The sequence below is a fragment of the Rhodoferax sp. PAMC 29310 genome (genome assembly GCF_017948265.1).
In the GTDB taxonomy this organism is placed as follows: domain Bacteria; phylum Pseudomonadota; class Gammaproteobacteria; order Burkholderiales; family Burkholderiaceae_C; genus Rhodoferax.
This window is the reverse complement of sequence record NZ_CP072852.1, coordinates 940,208-964,641: the sequence shown is the minus strand read 5'-3', so window position 1 is coordinate 964,641 and position 24,434 is coordinate 940,208. Positions and strand designations below refer to the sequence as shown.

Genomic DNA, 24,434 nt, shown 5'->3' with positions numbered 1-24,434 from the left:
AGGTAGAGCAAAGCCCTCTTATTTGGTCAGTACAAAGCCCTTGAGCTTGGCAAATGCAGCTTCAACCAGCATTTTTTGCTGTTCTTGGTGCAAGTGCGAGTAACCAACCGCAGGAGAGGCCGAAGCAGCCCGCCCGGCGTAGCCCAATTTCTGTCCTTCAAACATGTTCTCGTGGATGTAGTGCTGCACAAAGAACCAGGCGCCCTGGTTTTGTGGCTCGTCCTGGCACCACACCAAATCGGTCACGTTAGGATACTTTTTGAGTTCTGTCGCGAACGCTTTGTGCGGGAATGGATACAACTGCTCTACCCGCAGAATCACCACATCATCAGCGCCCTTTTCTTCGCGCTTCTTGACGAGGTCGTAATAGACCTTGCCTGAGCAAGCGACGACTCGCTTCGCCTTGTCTGCGTTCAGCTCTTTCTGCTCAGGAATCACAGTCTGGAAGCAGCCTTTTGTGAACTCGGAAATGGGCGAAGCCGCATCCTTGTTCCTCAGCAATGACTTCGGCGTCAAGATAATGAGGGGCTTACGCAGATTGCGAACCATCTGGCGACGCAAGATGTGGAAAATCTGGCTTGCCGTGGTTGGTTGAACCACTTGCATGTTCGTATCGGCGCTCAACTGCATGAAGCGCTCAAGACGCGCCGAACTGTGCTCGGGTCCTTGGCCTTCGTAGCCATGCGGCAGCATCAAAGTAATGCCATTGACGCGGCCCCATTTCACTTCACCCGAGGCGATGAATTGGTCGATAACCACTTGGGCGCCGTTAACGAAGTCACCAAACTGCGCTTCCCAAATCACCAGGGTATTGGGGTCATTGGATGCATAGCCATATTCAAAGGCCAATACCGCTTCTTCCGACAGGATGGAGTCAATCACCACAAACGGCGCCTGACCGTCCGCCACGTTTTGCAAAGGAATGTACGTTCCTTCATCCACTTTTTCGCGATTCTGGTCGTGAATCACCGAGTGGCGGTGGGTAAAGGTGCCGCGTCCGCAATCCTCGCCGCTCAGGCGAACCGGGTAGCCACTGGCCACCAGTGAGGCGAACGCCATGTGCTCCCCCATGCCCCAGTCCACTGCCACTTCTCCGCGGCCCATGGCAGCGCGATCGGCGTAAACCTTTTTCACCAACTGATGAGGAGTCACTGTGTCTGGAATCGTGGTGAGCCTCTCAGCCAGCCGTTTCCACTCGGCCATCGGGATCGCGGTGTCGCCGGCGTCAGTCCACTTCTTGTTCAAATAGGGAAGCCAGTCGACCGCATACTTGCTCTTGAAATTGGTCAGCACAGGGTCAAAGGTGTTCTTGCCAGCATCAAGGGCCGCGCGAGTGGCCTTCACCATGTCATCGCCCAAGGTGTCGCCAAATCCCTGAGTTGCCAACTTATCGGCGTACAGCTTGCGTGTACCGGGGTGTTGTACGATTTTTTTGTACATCAACGGCTGAGTCAGCGCAGGTGTATCTTGCTCGTTGTGCCCCAATTTTCGGAAGCAGATGATGTCAACGACGACGTCTTTGCGGAATTCCATGCGGTATTCCAGCGCCAACTTGGTAGCCAGAACCACCGCCTCAGGATCATCACCATTGACGTGCAGCACTGGCGCTTCAATCATCTTGACCACGTCCGAGCAATACAGCGTGGAACGGCTGTCGCGTGGGTCGCTGGTCGTGAAACCAATCTGGTTGTTGATCACAAGGTGAACTGTGCCGCCGGTGGTGTAGCCGCGGGTCTCAGCCAGCGCCAAGGTCTCCATGACAACGCCTTGACCAGCAAAAGCCGCATCGCCGTGAACCAAAACAGGCAGCACCTGCTTGCCCATCGGATCGCCACGGCGATCCATACGGGCACGCACAGAGCCTTCAACCACCGGATTCACAATCTCAAGGTGGGAGGGGTTGAACGCCAAAGTCAAATGGACCGGGCCGCCAGGGGTGGACACATCAGAGCTGAAACCCTGGTGGTACTTGACGTCACCACTGGGCAAGTCTTCTGGCGCTGTGTGGTCGAACTCGGCAAACAAGTCGGCAGGCATTTTGCCCAGCGAGTTCACCAAAACGTTAAGGCGACCCCGGTGGGCCATGCCGATCACGATTTCTTGCAATCCGACAGAACCGCCAGATTGGATCAACTCATCCATAGACGCGATGAAACTTTCACCGCCCTCCAATGAGAAGCGCTTTTGACCCACGTATTTGGTGTGCAGAAATCGCTCCAGTCCTTCAGCCGCCGTCAAGCGGTCCAGGATATGAAGCTTCTTTTCAGCCGTGAAATTGGGCTTGCTGCGAATACTTTCCAGCTTTTGTTGCCACCAGCGCTTCTGGCTCTGGTCAGTTATGTACATGTACTCTGCGCCGATGGTGCCGCAGTAGGTCTCATGCAGCGCATTCATCAACTCGCGCAGCGTCATGGTCTCGCGACCAAAGAAAGTATTGCTCGTGTTGAACACGGCTTCCTGATCTGCGTCGCTAAAGCCGTAGAACGAAAGCTGCAATTCAGGAATATTGGCGCGCTCAATACGCTTCAACGGGTCTAGGTCGGCCCATCGGGCACCAATGTTGCGGTAGGCGGCGATAAGCTGCTGCACAGACACGCGTTTGCGGCCCATTTCAGTGTCAGCACCTGCCACCATGACCACGGTCGCGGTGCCTTGCTTGGCACGCTCAGCGAAAGCGTTGATAACAGGTTGGTGAGCGACGTCGCGAGTGCTGGTGCCATCAACGGCTGGAACGTGTTGCAAGGCGTCGAAATAATCTCGCCAGGAATCTGGCACACTGCCAGGATTCACCAGATAGTTTTCGTACATCTCTTCGACGTACGGGGCGTTGCCGCCAAACAAATAGGTGTTGGCCTGATAGCCTTGATTAGCCGACGACGTCGGGTTTCCCGCTTGGGGCTTGGTCTCACTCATATTCCGCTGACCTCCGTTTCCCTGAAGGAAACTTAGCTGGTTAAAGCTGTTAGTTGATTAACCTCCCGCGTCACGGCTTGACCGTTTGGCGGATGCGACTGTGGCGATGGAAGGGCCTAGTATCGACATTGATTGTGCCATTAATCGACGTGTCTCTCTAATAAGAACCGTTGCGCGTGCTTCACACACACTCAATTCGCGAGCAAGTCCTTGATTTGCTGCAAGGCCGCCGGATCGTCCATGGTGGTCAAATCCCCGGGGTCCCTCCCTTCGCATACCGCTTGAACTGCTCTTCGCAACAATTTTCCGCTGCGGGTTTTTGGCAAGGTGGTCACGAAGCGCACTCGTGCAGGACGCGCCACAGCCCCCAAGTCTTTGTCGACCATCTTCATGATCTCTCCCTCCAGTTTGAGGCAGGCGGCGGCGTCCACGAGCAGGCTGGCATCCTTGGCCACAGCAAAGGCCATGGCAACTTGTCCTTTGAGCTGGTCTGCGACACCCACCACCGCCACTTCGGCAATGTTGGGGTGCGCCGAGATGCTTTCCTCGATTTCGCGGGTCCCCAGGCGGTGGCCGGCCACGTTAATCACGTCGTCGGTGCGACCCAGAATGAAGAAATAACCATCCGCGTCTCGAATACCCCAATCGAAGGTGCTGTAAACCATGCGGCCGGGCACGCTTGACCAATAAGCGTTGACGAATCGTTCGTCATCGCCCCAAATGGTTTGCAAGCAGCCTGGAGGCAATGGCCCTTCGATTGCCACCACCCCTTTTTGATTGGGGCCGGTCAATTCCTCGCCGGTTTGGTCGTCCAACAGTTTCACGTCGTACCCATAAACGGCTTTGCCGGGTGAGCCAAACTTGGACTCTGCCTTCTCGACACCATTGCACAAGGAAAGAATTGGCCAGCCCGTTTCGGTCTGCCAATAGTTGTCAATGATAGGTTTGCCCAATCCCTGGTTGATCCACTGCGCTGTTGGCTCATCCAACGGTTCTCCAGCCAGAAATAGAGCGCGCAAGCTGGACAGGTCGTATTTGCTCAACAAGGCGGGGTCTTGCTTTTTGAGCACCCTCACCGCTGTCGGGGCGCTAAACATGACTGTTACCTTGTATTTTTCGACCAAGCTCCACCAGATGCCACCGTCCGGCCGGGTGGGCAGCCCTTCGTACATGATGGTTGCCATGCCGGCGATGAGTGGTCCGTAGATGATGTAGCTGTGTCCCACTACCCAACCAATGTCGCTGGTCGAGAAATAGGTTTCACCAGCATTGCCTCCAAATATATGCTTCATGCTTGCCGCCAAGGCAACTGCATATCCACCAGTGTCTCGCTGGACGCCTTTGGGTTTGCCAGTGGTGCCCGAGGTGTAAAGCGTGTAACTCGGATGGGTCGCATCGACCCATTCGCATTCCACCGTCGTATTCATGTGCTTTTCGCGAAGATCGCCCCAAAGGTGGTCGCGGCCCGCCACTAACTCCATGGCGACCAGGTGGCGATCCACGAGCAGGACGGCATCGGGTTTGTGACTGGAGAGCCGAATGGCCTCGTCCAGCAGCGGCTTATAGGCCACTGACTTGCCACCGCGGGAACCGGCGTCGGCGCTGATCACCACCTTCGGCGATGCGTCTTCAATGCGAGATGCCAGTGAGCCTGATGCAAATCCGCCAAATACGACGGAGTGAATGGCCCCAATGCGAGCGCAGGCCAGCATGGCAAATGCGGCCTCAGCAATCATTGGCATGTAAATCAAGACTCGATCGCCCTTTCCCACGCCGAGCGTTTTGAGCGACGCCGCCATGCGTTGCACCTCGGCATGCAACTCACGAAACGAGTAGACCTGTTCCTGGTCGGTTTCGGTGGAGACAAAAATCAAAGCGGCTTGATCCGAACGGTCTTTGAGGTGACGGTCGACAGCGTTGTGGCAAAGGTTGGTGGTGCCTCCGACAAACCATTTGACAAAGGGAGGGTTGCTGTAATCGCAAATCTCTTTGGGCTGTGTTTGCCAGTCGACCAACTCAGCTTGCTTGGCCCAAAAGGCGTCACGATTGTTGAGTGAGTCGCGGTGGAAGTCGGCGTAGCTGGTCATTTTTGTCTCCGATCGGGTCGATTAACTTAATTCATAATTGTGATCAAGCAACTTGCAACAAGCTGACTGAAGGAGTCATATGCTCCTTCACCCATACCGACGCGGGAAGCCGCAAAACTAGCCCTTCCCGCCTCCTCAGAGAGCGACTTCCAGAGCCGTTCAACGCTTGCGTTTACTTAATCAGCGGCAGCACAGACTTAAATTCGTCATGCTCTGCCGTGCGCAACCATTCAAAAACCACCATCTCGGTTGTCACCAACTCAGCACCAGCCCCTGCCAGGCGGTCAAACGCGGCATCGCGGTTGCGTTCTGTGCGGGAACTGCAGGCGTCTGTGACGACCCAAACGTCAAATTCGTCTTCCAGCAAATCCAAGGCAGTTTGCAAAAGGCAGACATGGGCCTCGCAACCGGCGATGACAATCATGCCGCGCTCATCGCCACCCGATGCCGGTTTCTGCAGGTGCTTGGGCAAGCTACGAGCGTTGCCGCCCACGGGTTTGGCTGGCGGGCGCAGCCACTCACCCAAACCCTCTTCAACACCACTAAAGTGCATTTTGCTCAATGTGTTTTGGCAGCGCGCTTTCAATTCGGCGGGGTTGGCGCCGAGTTTGGACGGGTTTTGCTCAGTTCCCCAGACGGGCACACCCATCAACTTGGCAATTTCCGCCAAACGAATGGCATTGGTCAGCACCAATTGGCCTTCGAAAATGGCGGGCATCAGGTGTTCCTGGTAGTCCACGAGAACGAGTTGGGATTCGGCAGCATCTAGCAACATGTCAGACTTTCTATACACAGATTGGGCCTTTTCAAGGCATGCTTGATTAGAACCCAGGCGAAGATGGCAACAAGCGAATCAGACGGCCCCGCGCCTGATCGGTCAAGATATAAAGGAGCCCGTCAGGACCTTGGCGAACGTCGCGAACCCGCTCGCCTTCGCTGGCTGACAAGGAGTGCTCATTCACCACCTTTCCGGAAAACGGCTGCGACAACTCGATTCGGTCGAGGTAGCCGAATTTAAGCGAGCCAACAAACAGATTGCCGACCCAGGTTGGCCCATAGCGCTCACTGGTTAGAAAGGCCATTCCAGAGGGCGCGATGGAAGGCACCCAGTAATGCAGGGGCGCTGCCATGCCGGGTTTGGCCGTCAGGCCCTCGCCGATCTTGCCGCCGCCATAGTTTTCACCAAAGGTCACGACCGGCCAGCCGTAATTTTGGCCGGCCTGCGGCAAATTGATCTCATCGCCACCCTGCGGTCCATGCTCGTGAATCCATAGTGTTCCGCTCGGGGTCTGTGTCGCGCCTTGTGGGTTTCGGTGGCCGTAACTCCAAATCTCGGGCAGTGCCCCGGGCTGCCCCACAAAGGGGTTGTCAGGCGGCACGGAACCATCTTTGTTGATGCGCACTACTTTGCCAAGGTGGTTATCCAGCTTTTGCGCGTCCTCTTTTCGTTGATAGCGTTCACCCAATGTCAAAAACAAGCGTCCATCTGGCCGACCGCCAGCTTGGCTCTCAACAATCCGGCAGCCAAAATGCGCACTGCTATTGACCTTTGGCACTTGCCTGAAGATGACCTGAACGTTTTCCAACTGCTTTAAGTCGTCGGACAAACTGGCCCGAGCCAGCGCCGTGCCATTCCCGCCTGCTCCGGCTTCACTGAAACAGAAAAACAGAGTCCGGTTGCGTGAAAAATCTGCATCGAGAAGCAGATCCAGTAGGCCGCCCTGCCCACCGACCGCTGCAGCCGGCAGACCTTTGACAGGTTCACGGACATTGCCATTGGGCTCTATGACTCTAAGCAAACCCACGCGTTCAGTGACCAAGAATCGACCCTCTGGCAAAAAAGCCACTGCCCAGGGGTGCTGCAACCCGGACGCCACCACTTCCGGGCGCACGGTTTGCGCATTGGAAATCGCACTTAGCACTATCAAAAGAATAGCTGCTAGTGCTTTTCGGACTGGGGCTGGCGACTTCTTCTTCATAGAAAATAGATCCTAGACTAAGAGGCGTTCTAAGCCGCCACTTTGACGACCACCCGGCCGCGCACTTTGCCGTCCATCAAATCATGAGCTTTGGCAATCGCTTGCTCCAGCGGCACTTCCTCGATCATTGACTCCAATAACTCCAAGTCAAGATCGCGGGCCAGACGGTCCCACGCACGCTGACGTTTGATCAAGGGCGCCATGACCGAATCAATGCCAGCCAATGTGACCCCGCGCAAGATGAAAGGCATCACGGTGGTGGACAGGTCCATGCCCTGGGCGAGCCCGCAAGCGGCTACGACACCGCCATACCGGGTTTGGGCCAAGGCATTGGCCAAGGTATGAGAGCCCACGCAGTCAATCACCGCCGCCCAACGCTCTTTCTGAAAAGGCTTGCCAGCATTTGACAAAAGAGACCGGTCAATGATGCCGGAGGCGCCCAGCGACTTCAAATAAGGCTCCTCGGCCGACTTGCCGGTTGCTGCGACAACTTTGTAGCCCAGTTTGCCCAGCAAAGCAATGGCGACACTACCAACGCCCCCGGTCGCGCCAGTGACCAGCACCTCACCTGCCTCTGGGGTCACCCCGTGATCTTCCAACGCCAGGACACACAGCATCGCGGTGTAGCCCGCAGTGCCGATCGCCATGGCTTGGCGAGGCGCCAAGGCTGGCGGTAATTTGACCAGCCAGTCGCCTTTAAGTCTGGCCTTCTCCGCCAAGCAGCCCCAATGGGTTTCCCCGACTCCCCAGCCGGTGTGAACAAAGGCGTCACCGGCACGCCACGCTGCGTGGGTGGACGACAGCACGGTTCCCGCCCCGTCAATGCCTGCAACCATGGGCCAACTGCGGACCACTGGACCTTTGTTGGTGATGGCTAAACCATCCTTGAAATTCAGTGTTGAATAGCTCACGGCAACCGTGACTTCTCCTTCTGGCATCTTTGCCTCGTCCACGTTCGTGATTTGAGCTGAGAAGCCGTTGGTGTTATCCAGGAGCAGTGCTTTAAACATGAAGAACCTTTCTTATTAATTAAATCAATGACTTAAGAAATATTGTTAATGTGAAATCGAGCTTGACAGTGATTTTGAACTACAAGTATGCTAGCGCCCATGCGAATTTTTGTCATTTTGGCGGTGCTTTTGATTTCAATCAATGCCCACGCTGGCCCCACCCCACCTACCGATGACAACATGGGCCGATTCATGAATGACAAAGGTATGCTCGCACGCATGGAACAAGTTCGCCAAAGCGTGACCGAAAAGGCGTCCAATCTTGTGGTGACTTCTCTGGGGTTTTTGGGAGTGCCCTACAAACGCGGTGGCAACTCGGCCGAGACCGGGTTTGATTGCAGTGGATTCGTCAAAGCCATGTATGAACAAACCATTGGTCTTGTTTTGCCCCGTCGCGCTGAACAGCAAGCAGCGGCCACCGAAACTATTGCCCGTGACGAATTGCAACCTGGCGATCTGGTGTTTTTCAACACCTTGCGACGCGCCTTTAGTCATGTCGGCATCTATGTAGGCGATGGCAAATTCATTCACTCACCCAAGCCTGGGGCAGAGGTTCGTGTAGAGAGCTTGGGCGTCTCCTATTGGTCACGCCGCTTTGACGGCGCACGCCGGGTGCTTCACGACTCTAGCGAAGCCATCCTCATCAAGGCGCAGCTTCTTGATGGTAGCCAACGCGTTAGTCGCACTGTCGACACCCCCTAATTGCATTCTCTAAAAGTCCGATCTGGGCTGCGGGCTTCTCAGTTTTTTGAAAGCCGACGGTAGGGACGCTGAGCCACTTGATCTGATGGATCGGGCCGTATTGAGAAGGGCGCAATTTTTGGCGCCAGCATGTCGCCAGTTTTGAAAACTGCCACCACTTGTGATGGTTGGGCGGCTTGCTCTCGCAAGCTTTCAGCAGCGGCTGCACTTTGTTCAACCAACGCTGCATTTTGCTGGGTCAATTGGTCCAAATCACCGATTGACCTATTCATATTAGCGATGCCACTGCCCTGCTCCGACGACGACGCCGTGATCTCACCCACCACGCTGGCTACCTGTCGAACAGACTGCACAATGTCTCTCATCGTTGTACCCGCGTCCGACACCAAGCGGGTACCGGATGCGACCTTGTCGACCGAGCTCCCAATCAGGATTTTGATTTCTTTGGCGGCCTCAGCGCTGCGCTTCGCCAAACTGCGCACTTCGCTGGCTACCACAGCAAAGCCTCTTCCCTGTTCGCCAGCCCGCGCTGCTTCCACGGCGGCGTTCAAAGCCAAAATATTAGTTTGAAACGCGATACCATCGATTACCGCGATGATGTCCGATATCTTTTTGCTACTGGCGTTGATCTCCTCCATCGTGAAAATCACCAGCGAGACGACCTCGCCGCCTTTGTCAGCTACCAGGGACGCCGACGCGGCCAATCTACTGGCTTGGCGCGCATTGTCGGCACTTTGCTGAACTGTATGAGTCAATGTGTCCATTCTGGACGCCGTTGATTGCAAGTTACTGGATGAATGCTCTGTACGTTGAGCAAGATCGTTGTTCCCTGCGGCAATTTCTGCGCTGGCAATTGCAATACTGTCGGTGCTATGACGGACCTGTTGGACCATTCTGCTCAAGGACTCGGTCATACTGGCAAGCGACATCAATAGATCGCCAAATTCGTCTGATCGGTTTGATTCGATCCGCATGCTCAGGTCTCCCCTCACAATACTAGCGTCCAATTGATTAGCCTGCGCCAACGGCGTTTTAATAGAGGAGATCAAAAAACTGGTGCCTATCAATATGCCGACCAGTGTGATCGCCACACCGATGGCGGAAATGATCATGAGTCGCTGACTTCTGGCGTCAAAATCCGAACGAGCGCTTTCATAGGCCGCTTCTTGGATGCTGACAAAGTCTTGATATCCCTTTTGCACCTGAATCACTGCCGGTTTGTACCGGGTATCGATCATGGTCGCTAGTTCGCCTGGCTTGCCGATGACTTTGAGCAATGCCGCCTGCCCGCTCAACTCCAGAACAACTTTTCTGTATTGGGCAATTTTGTCCAGTTGCTCCCTCTCTTGCACTGACAGACCCGTCGCTTCAATTCGCTTTTGAACCTCGTCGATACGCTGATTCGTCGCAATGATCTCGAGCTTAAACGCATCAACGATGGCAGGGTCCGCAGAGGACACCACTGCATGGGAACGCACTGAATTTCTATCAACCAACCCAGCCCAATTACTGGCCGACTTAATTCGGTCCAGCATCTCCGTATTTGTCGCGGCGTAGGTAGCGCGGGACTTGCCGGATGCCCAGGCTGAATAACCAATGATGAGGGTCAATACCGCAATCATGGCCATCACAGCTACCCATAACCGGGTCGCCACTCCAGTCTGGTTAAAACGCATTTAAAGCCTTTGTAATTATTCTTTAATATACCCACATTGCGGCACGCTCGTACCTATTTATAACCCGGGCACCGCAGCTCCCGTCTAGGCCTCAAATGATCAATCCCGAACGCGCTTGAAAAAAATTCACCCATAGTCAATATGATGTGACCAAAAAATGACCTCGCAACCCTTGAATGGGCATGCGAGGCCTATCTTTATTGTGGTCAGATCACTCAGCTTGCAGGCAATAACGGCTCATCGCCCAAACATCAGTTGATCATTCCCAGCAATCGCGGCAACCAAAGTGACAAGCCCGGCCAATAAGTAACCACGCCCAAAAACACCAGCATGGTCATGAGCCAGGGCATCACCGCCATGGTCAACTCACTGATGCCCATCTTGGTAATCCCAGAGGCGACATACAAGTTCAGCCCCACTGGCGGGTGACACATACCCACCTCCATATTCACCACAATCAAAATACCAAAGTGAATGGGATGAATGCCAAGCTTCATGGCCACCGGGAACAAGATGGGCGCCAAAATCAAAATGATTGAACTGGGCTCCATCACATTGCCCGCCAACAACAACAACACGTTCACCACCAACAGGAAGGCCACCGGGCCAAAACCCTGGTTGATCATCCAGTCGGCCATGGCCTGTGGAATGTTCTCGCTGGTCATCAGGAACGAAAACAGTACCGCGTTGGTGATGATGTACAACAACATCGCGCTCATGCTGGCTGAATCAAGCAACACTTTGGGAATGCGCTTCAGTGGCATGTCTTTGTAAACAAACACCGACACGATGAACGCATAGACCGCCGCGATTGCCGCAGCTTCCGTCGGGGTGAATATGCCGCTGTAGATACCGCCCATGACGACCACGATCAGCAACAAACCCCAAACGCTCTCGCGAAAGGCCGTCCAGCGCTCAGCCCCAGTGGCTTTCGGCATGCGGGGATAATTGTTCTTGCGTGCAATATTCCAGGTTGTAAAACCTAGCGCCACACCTAACGCAATGCCGGGCACCACACCCGCCATGAACATGGCCCCAATGGACACATTGGTGGAGACAGAAAACATCACCATGGCAATGGATGGCGGAATCAAGATCCCAAGCGAACCCGAAGTAGTCAAAATTCCCGCACCAAACTTGTTCGGAAAACCTTGCTTCACCATGGCCGGCAGGATCACGGAACCGATTGCCACCACTGTGGCCGGCGAAGAGCCTGACACCGCAGCAAACAAAGCACAGGCCATGACACCAGCCAGCCCCAACCCCCCATGCCAATGCCCAATCAAGCTGGTTGCAAAGCGAATCATTCTTCGCGCCACGCCCCCGTGTGTCAAAAAATTTCCCGCCAGAATAAAGAACGGAATCGCCATGATTTCGAACTTTTCGATGCCCGTGAACAACTTAAGTGCAACGGACTGGATCGGCACATCCGTCATGGTGAACAGAAAGGTCAATACTGTCAGCCCCAGCGAGATGCTGATGGGCATGCCCGTCAACATCAACACAATCAACAGCACAAAGATAATGGTCGCATTCATGTGCGATCTCCTTTCGAATCAGCGGGTATTTCAGCGGCATCGGTCTCATTGACGCCCTCAACGTGGCTGTGGTCATGGTGTGGCAACTCAGCGCCTTGTAAAAAGCTCCAGGCGACTTGCAGAAAGCGGTAGCACATCAGTGAGGAACCCAGCGGCACACACAGGTACACCCACCACATGGGCACCTCCAGATCAGCGGAGACCTGGTCGGTCTCGCTCATGTGCCAGACAAAATTAGCCCCCAGCGTAGCCACTGTGCCTGTGAACACGGCGCCCGCCAATAAACCAAACAGAATCAGCACCCGCTGCGGCTTCCCCGTCAACTTGCGGACAATGACGTCTACACCCACGTGAATACCTGTTCGTACCCCGTAGGCCGCGCCAAACTTGGCCATCCACACGAACATGAAGATGCACAACTCCTGGGCCCAGCTCATGTTGATTTGAACCGTATAGTCCTGAATAAAGGGCACGCCCGACAGGAATCGATGCACCACGGCCAGGAAGATGACGATTGTGGCGGCGCTGATGAGGCCGCCGATCAGCCACTCCTCCAGACGATTAAGTATGCGATTGATCACGCCCAAGCTCCCTTATTGGCATCCATTACTTCGGTGCTACAAAGCCGGTGGCTTTGTAGGCCGCGTCAATAGTGGCCTTGCCCAAGCGGGACCCCATCTCTTTGTGCACGGGCATCAAAGCTTTCTTCCATTCGACCTGCTCTTCGGCGGTGGGTGTGTAAACCGTCGTTTTTCCAGCTGCCGAGATTTTCTCCAGTGCCTGCAGGTTTTCAGTAGCTGCAATGGCATTCGCGTAGGTGGTGGCATCCTTGATGGCGCCAGTCAAAGTGGTGCGAATGTCTGCCGGCAGGCCATCCCAGAACTTCTTGTTGACGATCACCGCATAGGCCAAATGACCGTGATTGGAAAGCGTCATGTGCTTCTGAACTTCATAGATTTTTTGGGTGTAAAAGTTGGACGGCACGCCTTCCGTTCCGTCGACCACACCTGACTGCAGTGCCTGATACAGCTCACTGAAGGCCATCACCTGTGGAAGCGCACCGAGGGCACGCATCTGCGCGTCCAAAACCTTTGAGCTTTGGATTCGCATTTTCAGGCCCTTAAAGTCAGCGACTTTGTGCAAGGGTTTGTTGGCACTCATGATGTGGAACCCGTTGTCCCAGTACGCCAGTCCGTGTATTCCTTTTGGGTCCAGCTTGCTGAACAGCTCGGCGCCCAGCGGGCCTTCCGTGATGCCGCGAAACGCCGCGTCGTTCTTGAACAGAAACGGCAGGTCAAAGACTTCGAACTCCTTGACCCCCAACGGGCCGAACTTGGCCAATGAAGGAGCCAACATCTGAACCGCCCCAAGTTGCAGCGCCTCCAATTCTTCTTTGTCTTTGTACAACTGGCTGTTGGGGTACAACTCCACCTTCACTTTGCCGTTGGTCCGCTGCTCAGCCAACTCCTTGAACCTCTGGGCGCCTTTGCCTTTGGGGGGGTGTCGGGTGCGACAACATGGCTGAATTTCAAGACGATCGGGGCTTGCGCCAAGGCGATGCTACTGACTCCGATTGACGCAAACAACAGGGCTGCTTGCAAAATGGAGCGACGAAAAAGAGTGGTCATAAAAGTCTCCTGAGTAAATATTGGGATGGGCCGCAGTGTGCTTTGGCATCGCACCTCAAGCCAGTGTGGATTTCCACATTTCTCACTGAATAGGGCCTGGATTAAAGGGTTTACCCTTGATTTTCAGTCGCCACGGTCAATGCTTGTGTGCCGCCGTCGCTAGACTTCATCCATGCCGCGCCGTCCAGGAACAATCGCTCACCACCCGAACCTGCTTAACAGCATTCGGTCCAATTTGTGGTTGTTGCCTTTGTTGTCAGCGCTGCTATTCATTTCAGGCGTACTGGTTTGGGCCTATCGCGCGGACCGTGATGAGACGGATGAACGCCGCAAAATCATGATCATTGATGCGTTGAGCAGCGAAGCGCAGCTGCGATCCCGCCTGGATAGTGAGATGAGCCACCTTGAGGAACTTGGCCGGCAGATTCCCAACATTGCACGTAACGCGGTAGCATTGGCGGAAAACGCCGAAGTCGCAAGTGGTCTACGCCGACTTTGGCTAAGTGTCACTTGGCTTGACAGCAACAATCGCATCGTTGCTGAAGTGCCTGGACGTGCGCCGCTAGCGACCTCTACTGCAGGTGACATCACGGATGGGCCGTCAACGACGTCCCATCTCTCGCTAGCGGTGGGAAAAGAATCACTCGTTGTTCGATACTCGCCCGCACTACTTTTGCGTCGGGGCATTCCTTGGTGGCTGACTCGAAAATACGACGTTCAGTTTGCGGACTCTTCCGAGGAAGTCATCGCATCTTTCGATCAAGTTCCGCTCGCGCTGGCCTCCCCGGAGCGGGAAAGTTACACCGTGCTTGTTGGCCGCAATCTGCCGGGCGCTTATTTGCAATTGACTCTGCGGGAACATCCTCTCCCTTTTTGGCGGGGCCTGCCGCTGGTTCTCGTTGCCGGTTTTCTGATCCTGATGGTGATCGCCACTTTGTTGTTGCGTCGTCAGGTCTTGCGAATCACTCTGGCCGAAGCTTCTTGGCGAACCGAGGCTGCCTGGCGCAAAGCGATGGAGGACTCTGCTTTGGTGGGGCTGAGAGCCCGAGACTTTGAGGGGAAAATTCTCTACGTCAACCGAACCTTTTGTGAGATGGTTGGCTTGGCCGCCGAAAATTTGCTAGGCCTGTTGCCTCCTATGCCGTACTGGCCCTCTGGCGCCATAGAGGAAGTGATGGCCCGCAACCAACGTAATCTGGCTGGCAACGCGCCACGGGAAGGTTACGAAGCACTTTGGAGCCATCACGATGGTCGCCTGTTGAACGTGATGGTATTTGAGTCACCTTTCATTGATGCTCACGGCACCCAGATTGGCTGGATGGGCTCCATCATCGACATCAGCGCTCGCAAGAAACTGGAAGAGCGTGAACGCCAGCAGGCTGAAACGATGGCCAACCAGTCTCGCTTGACCACACTTGGAGAGATTGCCTCTGCGCTGGCACACCAGCTGAATCAGCCGCTGACCGCCATCATTGGTTATAACGCCGGTCTGCAACGCATGCTGTCGGACGCGAACTACGGAAACCAGGCCGTGATGGGCGCGCTCATTCAGCAGGGCGAGCAGGCCAAAGAGGCTGGACGCATAGTCCATCGAATTCGAGAATTCCTGACCCGCCGCGCGCCCCAATGGGGGGCGTGCGATCTGGCGAGCGTTGGCCAAAGGGCCCTCAGTTTGTTGAAGCAGGATCTGAGAGCCTCAAATATTCACGTTGAGTGGATCAGTATTGAGGACCTTCCCCTGGTCCGCGCCGATCCCATATTGATGGAGCAAGTGCTGATCAACCTCATTCGCAACGCCTCTGATGCTATGGAGGGATTCGCAAAAGGAGGCAAGTTGCGGCTGTCTCTGTATGTGGCGGACTTACACTTTGTCAGTATGGACATTGAGGATGACGGGCCTGGGCTAGGGGGATTGATGATCGAGCAACTCTGCACACCCTTCTACTCCACCAAATCAGATGGAATGGGCATGGGACTGGCCATCTGTCGCTCCGTCATTGAGGTCCACCACGGCAGCATGGACGCAACGGGAAGCTCGCTGGGCGGCGCACGGTTTTCATTCACCTTGCCCATTTATGACACGCGCTCGTCAAGTCAATGACCACTGTCCCAGCCCACTACAACTAAAACACCCCATGAGTTATTTGCCAAAGAGCCCTTGTGTCCATTTGCTCGACGACGAACCTCCTGTGCGCGCCGCGCTGGAATTCCTGCTTGCTTCTCATGGCTTGCCCGTTTGCAGCTATGACACTGGGCCGGCGCTGCTGACGGGAGTGTCGCAACCGGCAGCAGCGCGCGGCTGCATCCTGCTGGACGTGCGCATGGAGCCCATGTCAGGCTTGCAAGTGCACGACGAACTCATGGCCCGGCACATCGAATTGCCCGTTATTTTTTTGACAGGCCACGGGGACATCAGCATGGCTGTGGCGGCCCTGAAAAAAGGAGCATTTGACTTTGTTGAGAAACCATTCGGTGACGCAGCCCTGGTGGACCGGGTACGCGAGGCCATGGCCGTCGACGAAGCACATCAGTCCCGATTAGCCGCTGGCGATGTACGGGGTGCAAAACTCGCTGGCCTGACACATCGAGAAAAGGATGTGGCGAGTCGTGTTGCGGCGGGGAAACTTAACAAGGTCATCGCCGATGAGATGAACGTCTCCATGAGAACTGTCGAGGTCTACCGCGCCCGGGTGTATGCCAAACTGGACGTTCGATCCTCTGCCGAGTTGGCAACCCTGCTGGCAATCACCAAAAGTGCTCTCTGATCAAAAACATTAATCCCCAAAAAGGCCACGAAGGCCTTTCCAAGAGAACGGTTGGCTGCTTTATCCTTTTTTGGCGTAAGCACTGCACCAGCCTTTGCCTGCGACCTGTTTACCTGCAAACAAGGGGCATCCGCCTGCTGCGTCGGCGGGCTTACCTTGGTAAAGCGCGCAGTTGGAGCAGATTTGACCCGCAGCGTACTTGGGGTATTTTTTGGTGTCCGTTTTTGTGCCGTCTGTTTTGTAACCCAACGCCACCGCTGTTGGGTCTTCATCTTTCAACATCGTTTGCGCCTTCGCCAAACCAGAGGCAGCAATTGCGCTGGCACCAAGGACGGATTGAATAACAAATGTTCTGCGATTGGTGGTCATGGTATTTAAAAATGTGAACAGCGTCGAAATAGACGTAGCGCACTGTAGCGCTCACGATATTCCACAGCGCGCTACTCATCTATTTTTTAAACTTTATTATCTGGCCGCTGCCGTGCGAGGAACCGTGCAGCGGTGTTTAAACGGGTGCCGCGACTCGCCCTTTTCGCCGCAAAGCCAGGCCAAACAAGGTCGCAGTGAAGTACATGCTGACGGAGTAAATGGCTGCCGGCAAGGCGAGTTGGAAGTTGTCCAACACGCTCAGCGCGATAAAAATCGCCAACGTCGAGTTGTGGATGCCGATCTCAAAGCTCACTGCTGTGGCCATGGCTTTGTCCAACCCGGCCCAGCGGCTACAGACGTAGCCCACCACGAGGCTAACCACATTGAAGGCAATGACCGCTACGCCCACACTGGCGAAGGAGTCCAGCAGCGCGGACCACTCCTTGGCAACAGCAATCACTGTAAAAGAAGCCCAGTGCAATGAGCACGGCACGCGGAGACTGCAGCAGGCGGAGACTGCAGCAGGCGTCGAAAGTCCTGGGCGGTTAGCGACAGGCCCAGCCCAAACATGACCATCGCTAGCGCCACCAGCAGCAGCAATGGCAAAAGTTGAAGGAAATTCATACTCTGGATCATCTCAAACGTCGAAACCAGGGGCGCTACGGGCTATCTTGCGAAGCAGCGAGGACCAGACAAAGGCGCCGCCCATGCCACCTGTTTGTACCCGCATCGCCTGCGCCACGCCACGGACGACCTGTGGGTTCACCTGAACCAGATCGCCGCTGGCCTGCGCACTGAGTTGAATCTGGCAGGCATTCTCAAAGGTGTAGATGGCCAGAAACGCGTCCGCAATGGTGCCGGCGGCGGTCAGCAAGCCGTGGTTTCTCAGCATCATGAAGTTGGCCTGACCAAGGTCGGCCTGCAAACGCGGTTTTTCATCATCCCTGAAGGCAACGCCCTCGTAGCCGTGATAGGCCAATGACGCCAGCACAAAGGTGCTTTGCTGGCTGATGGGCAACACGCCACACTTTTGACCACTCACCGCCACACCCGCCCGGGTGTGGGTGTGAATCACACACTGCACGTCGGGGCGGGCCTCATGCACGGCGCTGTGAATGACAAAACCTGCAGGATTCACCGGAAATGGGCTGTCCTGCACCTTGTTGCACTGCATGTCGACCTTGATCAGGCTGGACGCCGTGATTTCGTCAAACATCAAGCCATAAGGGTTGATCAAAAACTGGTGTTCGCCGCCAGTCACCGTGTCTGGCAACTTGGCACTGATGTGGGTAAACACCAAGTCGCTCCAGCCATACAGCGCCACCAGCCGGTAGCAGGCCGCCAGATCGCAACGGATTTCCCACTCTTCAGAGCTGACTTGATCTTTGAGGGACGGAATGTTCATGTTTTGTCTCCGGGTAGTTATGAGCGCAATGTAGGGCCCAGTTAGCTACTAATCTGTCAAATATTTAACATTTCAGAAACGCCCTTGTCGCCATTGAGTCACCCCATATCCAATACTACGCACTACCCGTTTCTGCGCCAAAACCCCTGGTTTTCTGGCTTGCCTAGCGGCTTGCAAAACGGACTGATTGCCGCCAGTGAAACCTGTCGCCTGCGCGACGGGGATATGTTGTTTAGCCAGGGCGATGCCCTGCCTGAGGACGGCGGCGTGTTTTTTGCAGTGTTGGACGGTAACCTCAAGTTTTCCAATTTGCGAGAGGACGGCCGGGAAGCCATATTGGCTGTGCTTGAGCCCGGCAACTGGTTTGGCGAGATCACTGCTTGACCAGCTGCCTCGCACGCATGATGCGATCGCTCTCGGGCCCTGCCAAGTGCTCGCTTTGCCCCGTGACGCATTCAGAAGCCTGATGCTGGATCCGGTCTTCAGGCAGGCCGTTTGCCGCCTGCTGGCCGGGCGTCTGCGTTTGTTGTGTGGCATGCTGGAAGACGCTGCCATGCGCTCCACCAGGGCCCGCGTGGCCCACCGACTGATCTTGCTGGCTTACGGCGGAGCCGCCCCTGACCAAGAGCAGCGCCGGATGGTGTCGGTGTCGCAAGAGTCATTGGCGATCATGCTTGGCATCACCCGCTAAACTCTGAGCAAGGAACTCAAGTCACTCGCTCAGTCGGGCGCCTTGGCGCTGGGCTATGGCCGCATTGACATCGTTTCCATGCCCATTCTGCTCAAACAGGGAATAGACTGAACCCGGCAAACCGCAACGACGCAGTGCGGGCGGCATATGACGCCAAGTACCAGTGCCAGCCCAAACGACGCACATTTTTTTGGAATTAAAATCGAGGGTTGGCCCACGCGGGGCTCTGACCTCAGCAAGCATCCATGTCATGAAACCAATGAATAAAACGTTCTGCCCGTCTGCATGAAAGACCATTACGCGGCCTTGGGCCTGAGCAGCGATGCAACACCTGCTGACATTAAAAAAGCATTCCGCCAAAAAGCGGCCTTGCACCACCCTGACCGAAACACGGACGCCGCTGCACCCGCGCGCTTTCGCGCCGTGCAGGAGGCGTATGAAGTGCTCTCGGATGACGCCAGCCGGCAGGCGTACGACGACAACCGCAGGCGCAACCTGCTGGACAGTCCTATTGACACCGCTCGTGAGATCTGGCAAAGCTACTTCAATCAATTACTGTGAAAGCAACCCCCATGCGAATCTCTTCTTTTTTCCGTAACCTGCGCTCTGCCTACGAAGCTGAGATTGATGACCTGACCTCGGACTCCGAAGGGCATGACGTACTACGCAAGCGCCTGACCGCCAAACGCAAAGAAATCACGTTTCTTCGCCAAATGATTCAGGTCAGCCCTGAAATGGTGGCGGTGGTGTTTCACCAGGGGTTTCAGTTCAAGTTGCCCTCAGTCATGGACCATCTTGTAGCGCAAGAACCTGAAAATTTACCCGAGTGGGACAGCCTGGCTGGCGCCATTGAGATGCGGCCGTGGACGCAAGACTTGGTGCGCGAGATCCTGAAGGAACCCATGGGCGAGTGGTTCATGACCGTGGCGGCTGGCGTGGAATACCTCTACGGCAAGGCCGACGCCAAACCGGCATCCGCGGCACGCGACGAGGAAGACCACGACAATTCTGATGAGGCCCGCGATCACGACAGCGACAGCGACGGTGAGTATCAGGACGGTGATGACGAAGAAGAAAAAGAAGCCCGGGCCCGTGAAGACGCTGGCGCCGACTGGATGGTTGAGCAAGGCTTTGACCGCAAAGACCGATAACCCCATTGGACACCTTGATGAACCACCTTGCCCTGATTGAGAGAACCCAAAGCCTGATTGCCTCGGGCGACATTGTGGGCGCCGAAGCCGCTTTGGTTGAGCTGGCCGACACGGAGGGTGACAGCGCCCTGATGGTCGTGCTGGAGCAACTGCCCGCCAAAGACATCCTGGCCGTGATTCGCGAGTACGACAATTCCAAAGAGTCTGTCATCAACCTGATGGTCACGCCCCTGCAGTTCGCACGCGCCGTCGTCATTGAAAAGCAATACAAGGACCTCACCCACACCCATCTGCGGGGCATGATGAACTCCATCATCTTCAGGGACGACGCCGACCCCGTGGAGTTCATGGATGCGATTGGCAACCTGGAGGGTGGCGCCGATGCACTGGCTGACTACTTTACTGAAAAGTGGAGCCGTATTGAGGCGTTTGCGCGAAGCGGCACCTTTGACACGGTCGAGGACGATGGTGAGATACTGTCTGAAACCGCCCTCTTCGCCAACGCTTATGCCAAACCGCGCATCGAGCAGGAAGAGGTTGCGGACCAAGATTGGATGGAATTGGCCTGGATTCTTCGCTACCAGTGCACCGACCTGTTCATCGAGATGTTGCTGGTCTTGCGCGCCAAAGCCCGCGCCTTTGAAAACGGCTCAGGCGACGAGTTTGAGTCCATGGAAGAGGATGACGGCAAAGTAGAAACCGGCGACACCGACCGGGGCAAGGCCACACCGGCCGCCCGCGAATCCGACGAAGAATCAGCCATTTGACCTTTGGCACCACAGCAAGCACTCATGACTCAGCCCGTGTCCACCGCCCCCGCCACTGTTGCGCTGTTTGACGCCTGCCCCTTCTTCGAGAAGGCGCTGGCCTATGGCGTGGCCCACGGCATCATTGATCAAGCCAAGCTGGACGCCATTTGCACCGACGCCCCCAAAGGCATGGTGCAAATTGCCCGCTATTTTGGCAACGAAAACCTGCGCCCTGATCTGGAAAAGGCCAAGGACCGCATCGTGAATCTGGTCAGCCTGACGCTGGAGCACAGCAGCGGTGGCGATTTGCACCAAGCCGCGCTTTCTTTGCGGGATCATTCGTTTATGTCCCGCTCCAAAGCGGCCTCGGACATGCTCAAAAGCCTGCTTGCCATGCCGCAAAACACCCACTTCGGCATGAACGAAGCCGGTGGTTTCAACGACACACAAATTCCGCATCTGGCCAAATGGACGCTCAGAAGCCTGGCGGACTACCAGCTTGAGCTCAGCAAGCGCAGCCAGGTCGAGCGTGTCATTCAAGCTGCCATCTGGTTTGCCAATGAGTTGGGCTTGGACGCTGACGAACTGGAAGAAGCCGGCAAAGACGCTGAAGCCGTCATTCGAACCGGCCTCTTGATGATGGCCACGCGCCGAACCGACATGCCGGACTGGGTGGCTTTTGACAAGGCCATCTCTGCCCTGCGCAAAAAATATGGCAGTGACCAGGAAGCCTTTCAGCCCGCTTTGCCTAAGCAGCTGCCGCCTGAGTTCAAGGCCATTGTCGAGACCATTCGGGCCTCCATCTTGGCGGATTTGCCCAAGATGCTTGATGCCAGTTTGCCGACTCGTCGCCTGTTTGATCAGACACCCGCCTTCATGGGGCGCTACTTTTGGCTGGAAGACGGTCTGAGCGAGGTGGACCATTTCGACCGAACCGCCTCTGAGGCCTGGAACAAGGCCACTGGCGGCCACAATGACGAAGGCTCACTCATGACGCTGTTCTTGAGCGTGGCAGCGGCTTCGACCCCCAAAACGCTGCTGACAGAAAAAGGGGCGGCCGCACTGGTTCGCAAAATCCGCAAATCCGGGCTCAAGCCGGAGCTGGCCACCCAGTTCATCAACGAACACGCCCCGGCCGTGCACCAGGACGCCTACCTTCGGATGTGGGACGACTTTGTGGAAGAGTCCGCCAATACCCTGACCAGTGACTTTGACTACGAATTGAAAGATGCCATCAACCTGCTTCGGTTGGAGTGCAACGTCAGCTAGCTCAGCAACCAGCGCCCGTAAAAAAAGCCCCGTTTCAACGGGGCTTTTTTGTTCGCTGGTAGCGGCTGCCCAACTTTAAGCCGGCATCGCGATTTTTTCGTCGACGCTGAACTGATAGTCCTTAAAGATGTGCTCGGCGCTCAAGGTCTGGTAGGTGCCATCCGCCAGTTGGTGGGTGGTGTCCTTCAGGCGGTAGGTGTATTGACCGCAAGTCCAGAGGTTGAAGTTGCGCATGTGGGTGCAAAGACAAGTTTTGTCCATGACCGAGATGTTTTTGACATCGGGGTGCAACACGATTTGCTGGTTGTACGCCGTGATGTAAGAGCAATTGCCCGTGCCGTCCAGCAAGTAGCCATAGGCCTCGCAGTTGGGGCGAATACCCGCGCCAATCGCGGGCGAGCCCTTCAGCATGCGCATGGGGTAGCCGGTTGGCGAAATGGTGTTGACCACCACGTCGGCTTCCGTGGCATTGAAGTAATCTTGTTTGACCTTGTCAGGCAAGCCACACTCGTTGGACACCGTGAAACGCGTGGCGACTTGAACGCCAGCAGAACCGTTCTCCAAGAACGACACCGCGTCACTGCCGGTAAAAATGCCGCCTGCGGCAATGACCGGGATCTCAAGGTGTTCGTTCTTCAAGAACTGAACCACTTCGGTCACGATGGTGGCCAGATCGTATTGCGCCCAATCCAGGCCAAAACCCAGGTGACCACCGGCCAACGGGCCTTCCACAATGATGTAGTCTGGCAGGCGGTTCAGGCGCGAGGTTTTGCGCAAGAACAGTTGCAGCGCCCGAACGGACGACACGATGATGCCCAGCTTGGCATCGTGAAAACGGGGGTGATCCGCAATCAACGCGAAAGAGCCCAGGTGCAAACCCGCGCTCAGTGTGATGCCATCAATGCCAGCATCCAGAGCCGACGCCATGCGCACCTGCAGCGTCTCGCGAGGCGCGTTCATGGTCAGCTTTTCCATGCAATTGACAAACACCATGCCGTCACCGGTTTTGGCGTCCATCGTCGCTTCAACATGGCGCTTGGTGGCTTCCGCCAGCACGCCCAAGTCAAACTTGATGATGGACTTGTCGGAGTTGTCGATGTTGTGCTTGTAGAACTTCGTCTTTTCCTTGACAAAACTGGTGTCAAAACGGCGGTCAGACACGTCGGGCACCATGGCGTCAGAGATGTGGCCAATGCCACCCAGGCGGGCTGTTTCCAGCGCCAGTTCAGCCGTAGAAATATCGACGCCCATGCCGCCCACCATGATGGGGACATACTCTTTTTTTCCGAACTTCAGGCGAAAATCATCAACACGCTTCATGGAATTCCTCGGGTACTTCTGCATCCCCGGCAGCGGTCTTGTCGCACACGCGAACCCGTTGGCGGAGAGAGAAAAATGGCAAGCCAAAACGACTCTGTCTGCCTTCAATTCTACCCCGCCCTCCTCTCACAGCTGGCGCAGGGTTATTTCCCCTACACGGCTGGAGTAGTTCACCGCCGCGTCGAGTTTCTCCACCTGCACACGGGCCGGTCGGTTGTCATAAACCTCTGCCTTCAGCCAGGCCAATTCGTCATTTAGTTGCGCTTCGTCAACCAATCGGGTGTGCCAAACCCGGTGCTCGGCATTCCAGCGATAGCCACGGGCCTTCAACAGGTCTTTGGCATCAAACGGCGCATTGGTCGCCTGCAGACGAAAACTCGGCGCGCGACTGGCCGCCATTATTTTGGCCAAACCACTTTGACCCGTTTGCGGCAAAGACTCCGCCAGCACCGCGAGCAAAGCGTGGCAATCCACTTCAGCCCGGTGGGCGTCATAAAACCAACCTTTGTCCAACGCCAAATATCCCAACTTGGCGGAACTCTGGCCCTCCGCTTTCCAGTCAATGTCCGCAAACGAGCAGCCCCACGCCAATTGGGCGAACGCGGGCATGCGCGCTTCGCAAAACGGGCGGTCAAAGCCCGCGTTATGGGCAATCACCAGATCGACGTCGCTCAACAGACTGGCAATCAGTGTCTCATCCAGGTGCATGCCCTTCACCATGTCGGTCGAGATTCCGGTAATGGCCTGAATTTCAGCCGACACCGGCCGGCCCGGGTCTTCCAGGCCGTCGTACACCGTGACATCCCCCACGGGCAAGCCAGTGGCGTTGTCTACATCAACGCGCAGCATGGCCAGCTCAATAATTTTGTCGGTGGCGTGGTCCAGCCCGGTGGTTTCCGTGTCCAGCACGATCACGCGGGTGACGGGGCCTTGGGCGGCGCGGGCAAAGTGATGCACCGGCTGCAGGCGCCGAAGCACCCGGTAGTCGGCATGGGCCGCCACCAGCGCGGCCATTTGTGCCACGTCTAGCGCGGGCGCGGTGGCGGACTTGACCACGGCCTTCGGTTTGGCGCGGGGTTTGAGCTTGGGTGGGGCCGGCCGAGGCGGCTCGCCGTTGTCAAATTCAAGCGAGAGTTGCGGGTCGGTCACGGCGTGCTTTCGTATTCATGTCAAATTACTTCA

General features: G+C 55.9%; 23 protein-coding genes and 1 pseudogene. 9 read left to right on the top strand and 15 right to left on the bottom strand.

The features are described 5' to 3' along the window. Positions 1-18: 18 nt before the first annotated feature. From J8G15_RS04460 to J8G15_RS04440, 5 genes are all read right to left on the bottom strand, one after another. Complete coding sequence (locus tag J8G15_RS04460) at positions 19-2,913, bottom strand: 2-oxoglutarate dehydrogenase E1 component (protein ID WP_210546348.1); 2,895 nt, start codon at positions 2,911-2,913, stop codon at positions 19-21. Between the two features lie 191 nt (positions 2,914-3,104). Further along, complete coding sequence (locus J8G15_RS04455; RefSeq protein WP_210546347.1) at positions 3,105-5,000, bottom strand: propionate--CoA ligase; 1,896 nt, start codon at positions 4,998-5,000, stop codon at positions 3,105-3,107. A 172-nt stretch (positions 5,001-5,172) separates the two neighbouring features. Continuing rightward, on the bottom strand, positions 5,173-5,775 hold the full coding sequence (locus J8G15_RS04450) for an isochorismatase family protein (protein ID WP_210546346.1): 603 nt from the start codon (positions 5,773-5,775) through the stop codon (positions 5,173-5,175). A gap of 46 nt (positions 5,776-5,821) precedes the next feature. After that, positions 5,822-6,979: a PQQ-dependent sugar dehydrogenase gene (locus J8G15_RS04445; protein WP_210546345.1), complete on the bottom strand. Its 1,158-nt coding sequence runs from the start codon at positions 6,977-6,979 to the stop codon at positions 5,822-5,824. A 29-nt stretch (positions 6,980-7,008) separates the two neighbouring features. Beyond that, positions 7,009-7,989 (bottom strand): MDR family oxidoreductase, encoded by a 981-nt coding sequence (locus tag J8G15_RS04440; protein WP_210546344.1) that lies wholly within the window; start codon positions 7,987-7,989, stop codon positions 7,009-7,011. Positions 7,990-8,088: 99 nt separating this feature from the next. Here J8G15_RS04440 and J8G15_RS04435 point away from each other — a divergent pair, with 99 nt between their 5' ends. Then, a complete protein-coding gene (locus tag J8G15_RS04435; RefSeq protein WP_210546343.1) occupies positions 8,089-8,691 on the top strand; it encodes a C40 family peptidase in 603 nt (200 codons plus the stop codon). Between the two features lie 38 nt (positions 8,692-8,729). On the opposite strand, the gene J8G15_RS04430 is transcribed toward J8G15_RS04435, so the two are convergent. The 4 genes and pseudogenes from J8G15_RS04430 to J8G15_RS04415 form a co-directional block, all read right to left on the bottom strand. Further along, complete coding sequence (locus tag J8G15_RS04430; RefSeq protein ID WP_210546342.1) at positions 8,730-10,367, bottom strand: methyl-accepting chemotaxis protein; 1,638 nt, start codon at positions 10,365-10,367, stop codon at positions 8,730-8,732. 251 nt (positions 10,368-10,618) lie between these two features. Further along, positions 10,619-11,905, bottom strand: a complete 1,287-nt coding sequence (locus J8G15_RS04425; RefSeq protein WP_210546341.1) for a TRAP transporter large permease — start codon at positions 11,903-11,905, stop codon at positions 10,619-10,621. After that, positions 11,902-12,483, bottom strand: a complete 582-nt coding sequence (locus J8G15_RS04420; RefSeq protein WP_210547463.1) for a TRAP transporter small permease — start codon at positions 12,481-12,483, stop codon at positions 11,902-11,904. The genes J8G15_RS04425 and J8G15_RS04420 overlap by 4 nt, the downstream gene beginning before the upstream one ends. A 28-nt stretch (positions 12,484-12,511) precedes the next feature. After that, positions 12,512-13,533 (bottom strand): annotated as a pseudogene (locus J8G15_RS04415) (TRAP transporter substrate-binding protein). Positions 13,534-13,705: 172 nt separating this feature from the next. Here J8G15_RS04415 and J8G15_RS04410 point away from each other — a divergent pair. Further along, positions 13,706-15,634 carry a nitrogen regulation protein NR(II) gene (locus J8G15_RS04410; protein WP_210546340.1) on the top strand — a complete coding sequence of 643 codons (1,929 nt, stop codon included), beginning with the start codon at positions 13,706-13,708 and terminating at the stop codon, positions 15,632-15,634. A gap of 34 nt (positions 15,635-15,668) precedes the next feature. Continuing rightward, positions 15,669-16,298, top strand: coding sequence for a response regulator transcription factor (locus J8G15_RS04405; protein ID WP_210546339.1), 630 nt, complete (start codon positions 15,669-15,671; stop codon positions 16,296-16,298). A 60-nt stretch (positions 16,299-16,358) separates the two neighbouring features. Here the strand turns inward: J8G15_RS04405 and J8G15_RS04400 are convergent, their stop codons facing one another. The 4 genes from J8G15_RS04400 to J8G15_RS04385 form a co-directional block, all read right to left on the bottom strand. Next, complete coding sequence (locus J8G15_RS04400) at positions 16,359-16,667, bottom strand: high-potential iron-sulfur protein (protein ID WP_210546338.1); 309 nt, start codon at positions 16,665-16,667, stop codon at positions 16,359-16,361. 136 nt (positions 16,668-16,803) lie between these two features. Then, a complete protein-coding gene (locus J8G15_RS04395) occupies positions 16,804-17,127 on the bottom strand; it encodes a hypothetical protein (RefSeq protein WP_210546337.1) in 324 nt (107 codons plus the stop codon). Then, positions 17,124-17,291 (bottom strand): hypothetical protein, encoded by a 168-nt coding sequence (locus J8G15_RS04390; protein WP_210546336.1) that lies wholly within the window; start codon positions 17,289-17,291, stop codon positions 17,124-17,126. The genes J8G15_RS04395 and J8G15_RS04390 overlap by 4 nt, the downstream gene beginning before the upstream one ends. 13 nt (positions 17,292-17,304) lie before the next feature. After that, positions 17,305-18,072: a class II aldolase/adducin family protein gene (locus J8G15_RS04385; protein WP_210546335.1), complete on the bottom strand. Its 768-nt coding sequence runs from the start codon at positions 18,070-18,072 to the stop codon at positions 17,305-17,307. A 93-nt stretch (positions 18,073-18,165) separates the two neighbouring features. On the opposite strand from J8G15_RS04385, the gene J8G15_RS21400 reads away from it, so the two are divergent. The 6 genes from J8G15_RS21400 (at position 18,166) to J8G15_RS04360 (ending at position 21,932) form a co-directional block, all read left to right on the top strand. Continuing rightward, positions 18,166-18,456, top strand: a complete 291-nt coding sequence (locus J8G15_RS21400; RefSeq protein ID WP_240538441.1) for a cyclic nucleotide-binding domain-containing protein — start codon at positions 18,166-18,168, stop codon at positions 18,454-18,456. An 82-nt stretch (positions 18,457-18,538) separates the two neighbouring features. Beyond that, positions 18,539-18,763, top strand: a complete 225-nt coding sequence (locus tag J8G15_RS21395) for a hypothetical protein (RefSeq protein WP_240538440.1) — start codon at positions 18,539-18,541, stop codon at positions 18,761-18,763. Between the two features lie 285 nt (positions 18,764-19,048). Further along, entirely contained in the window at positions 19,049-19,324 is a 276-nt protein-coding gene (locus tag J8G15_RS04375) for a DnaJ domain-containing protein (RefSeq protein WP_210546334.1), read from the top strand. 11 nt (positions 19,325-19,335) lie between these two features. After that, positions 19,336-19,914, top strand: coding sequence for a hypothetical protein (locus J8G15_RS04370; RefSeq protein ID WP_210546333.1), 579 nt, complete (start codon positions 19,336-19,338; stop codon positions 19,912-19,914). 17 nt (positions 19,915-19,931) lie between these two features. Further along, positions 19,932-20,681 (top strand): hypothetical protein, encoded by a 750-nt coding sequence (locus tag J8G15_RS04365; RefSeq protein ID WP_210546332.1) that lies wholly within the window; start codon positions 19,932-19,934, stop codon positions 20,679-20,681. 24 nt (positions 20,682-20,705) lie between these two features. Continuing rightward, positions 20,706-21,932 (top strand): hypothetical protein, encoded by a 1,227-nt coding sequence (locus J8G15_RS04360; protein ID WP_210546331.1) that lies wholly within the window; start codon positions 20,706-20,708, stop codon positions 21,930-21,932. A gap of 75 nt (positions 21,933-22,007) precedes the next feature. Here J8G15_RS04360 and J8G15_RS04355 read toward each other — a convergent pair whose 3' ends face one another. Together J8G15_RS04355 and J8G15_RS04350 are read right to left on the bottom strand one after the other, a co-directional pair. Next, complete coding sequence (locus J8G15_RS04355) at positions 22,008-23,252, bottom strand: nitronate monooxygenase (RefSeq protein ID WP_210546330.1); 1,245 nt, start codon at positions 23,250-23,252, stop codon at positions 22,008-22,010. A 126-nt stretch (positions 23,253-23,378) separates the two neighbouring features. Next, on the bottom strand, positions 23,379-24,401 hold the full coding sequence (locus tag J8G15_RS04350; RefSeq protein WP_240538439.1) for a 3'-5' exonuclease: 1,023 nt from the start codon (positions 24,399-24,401) through the stop codon (positions 23,379-23,381). Positions 24,402-24,434 lie beyond the last annotated feature (33 nt).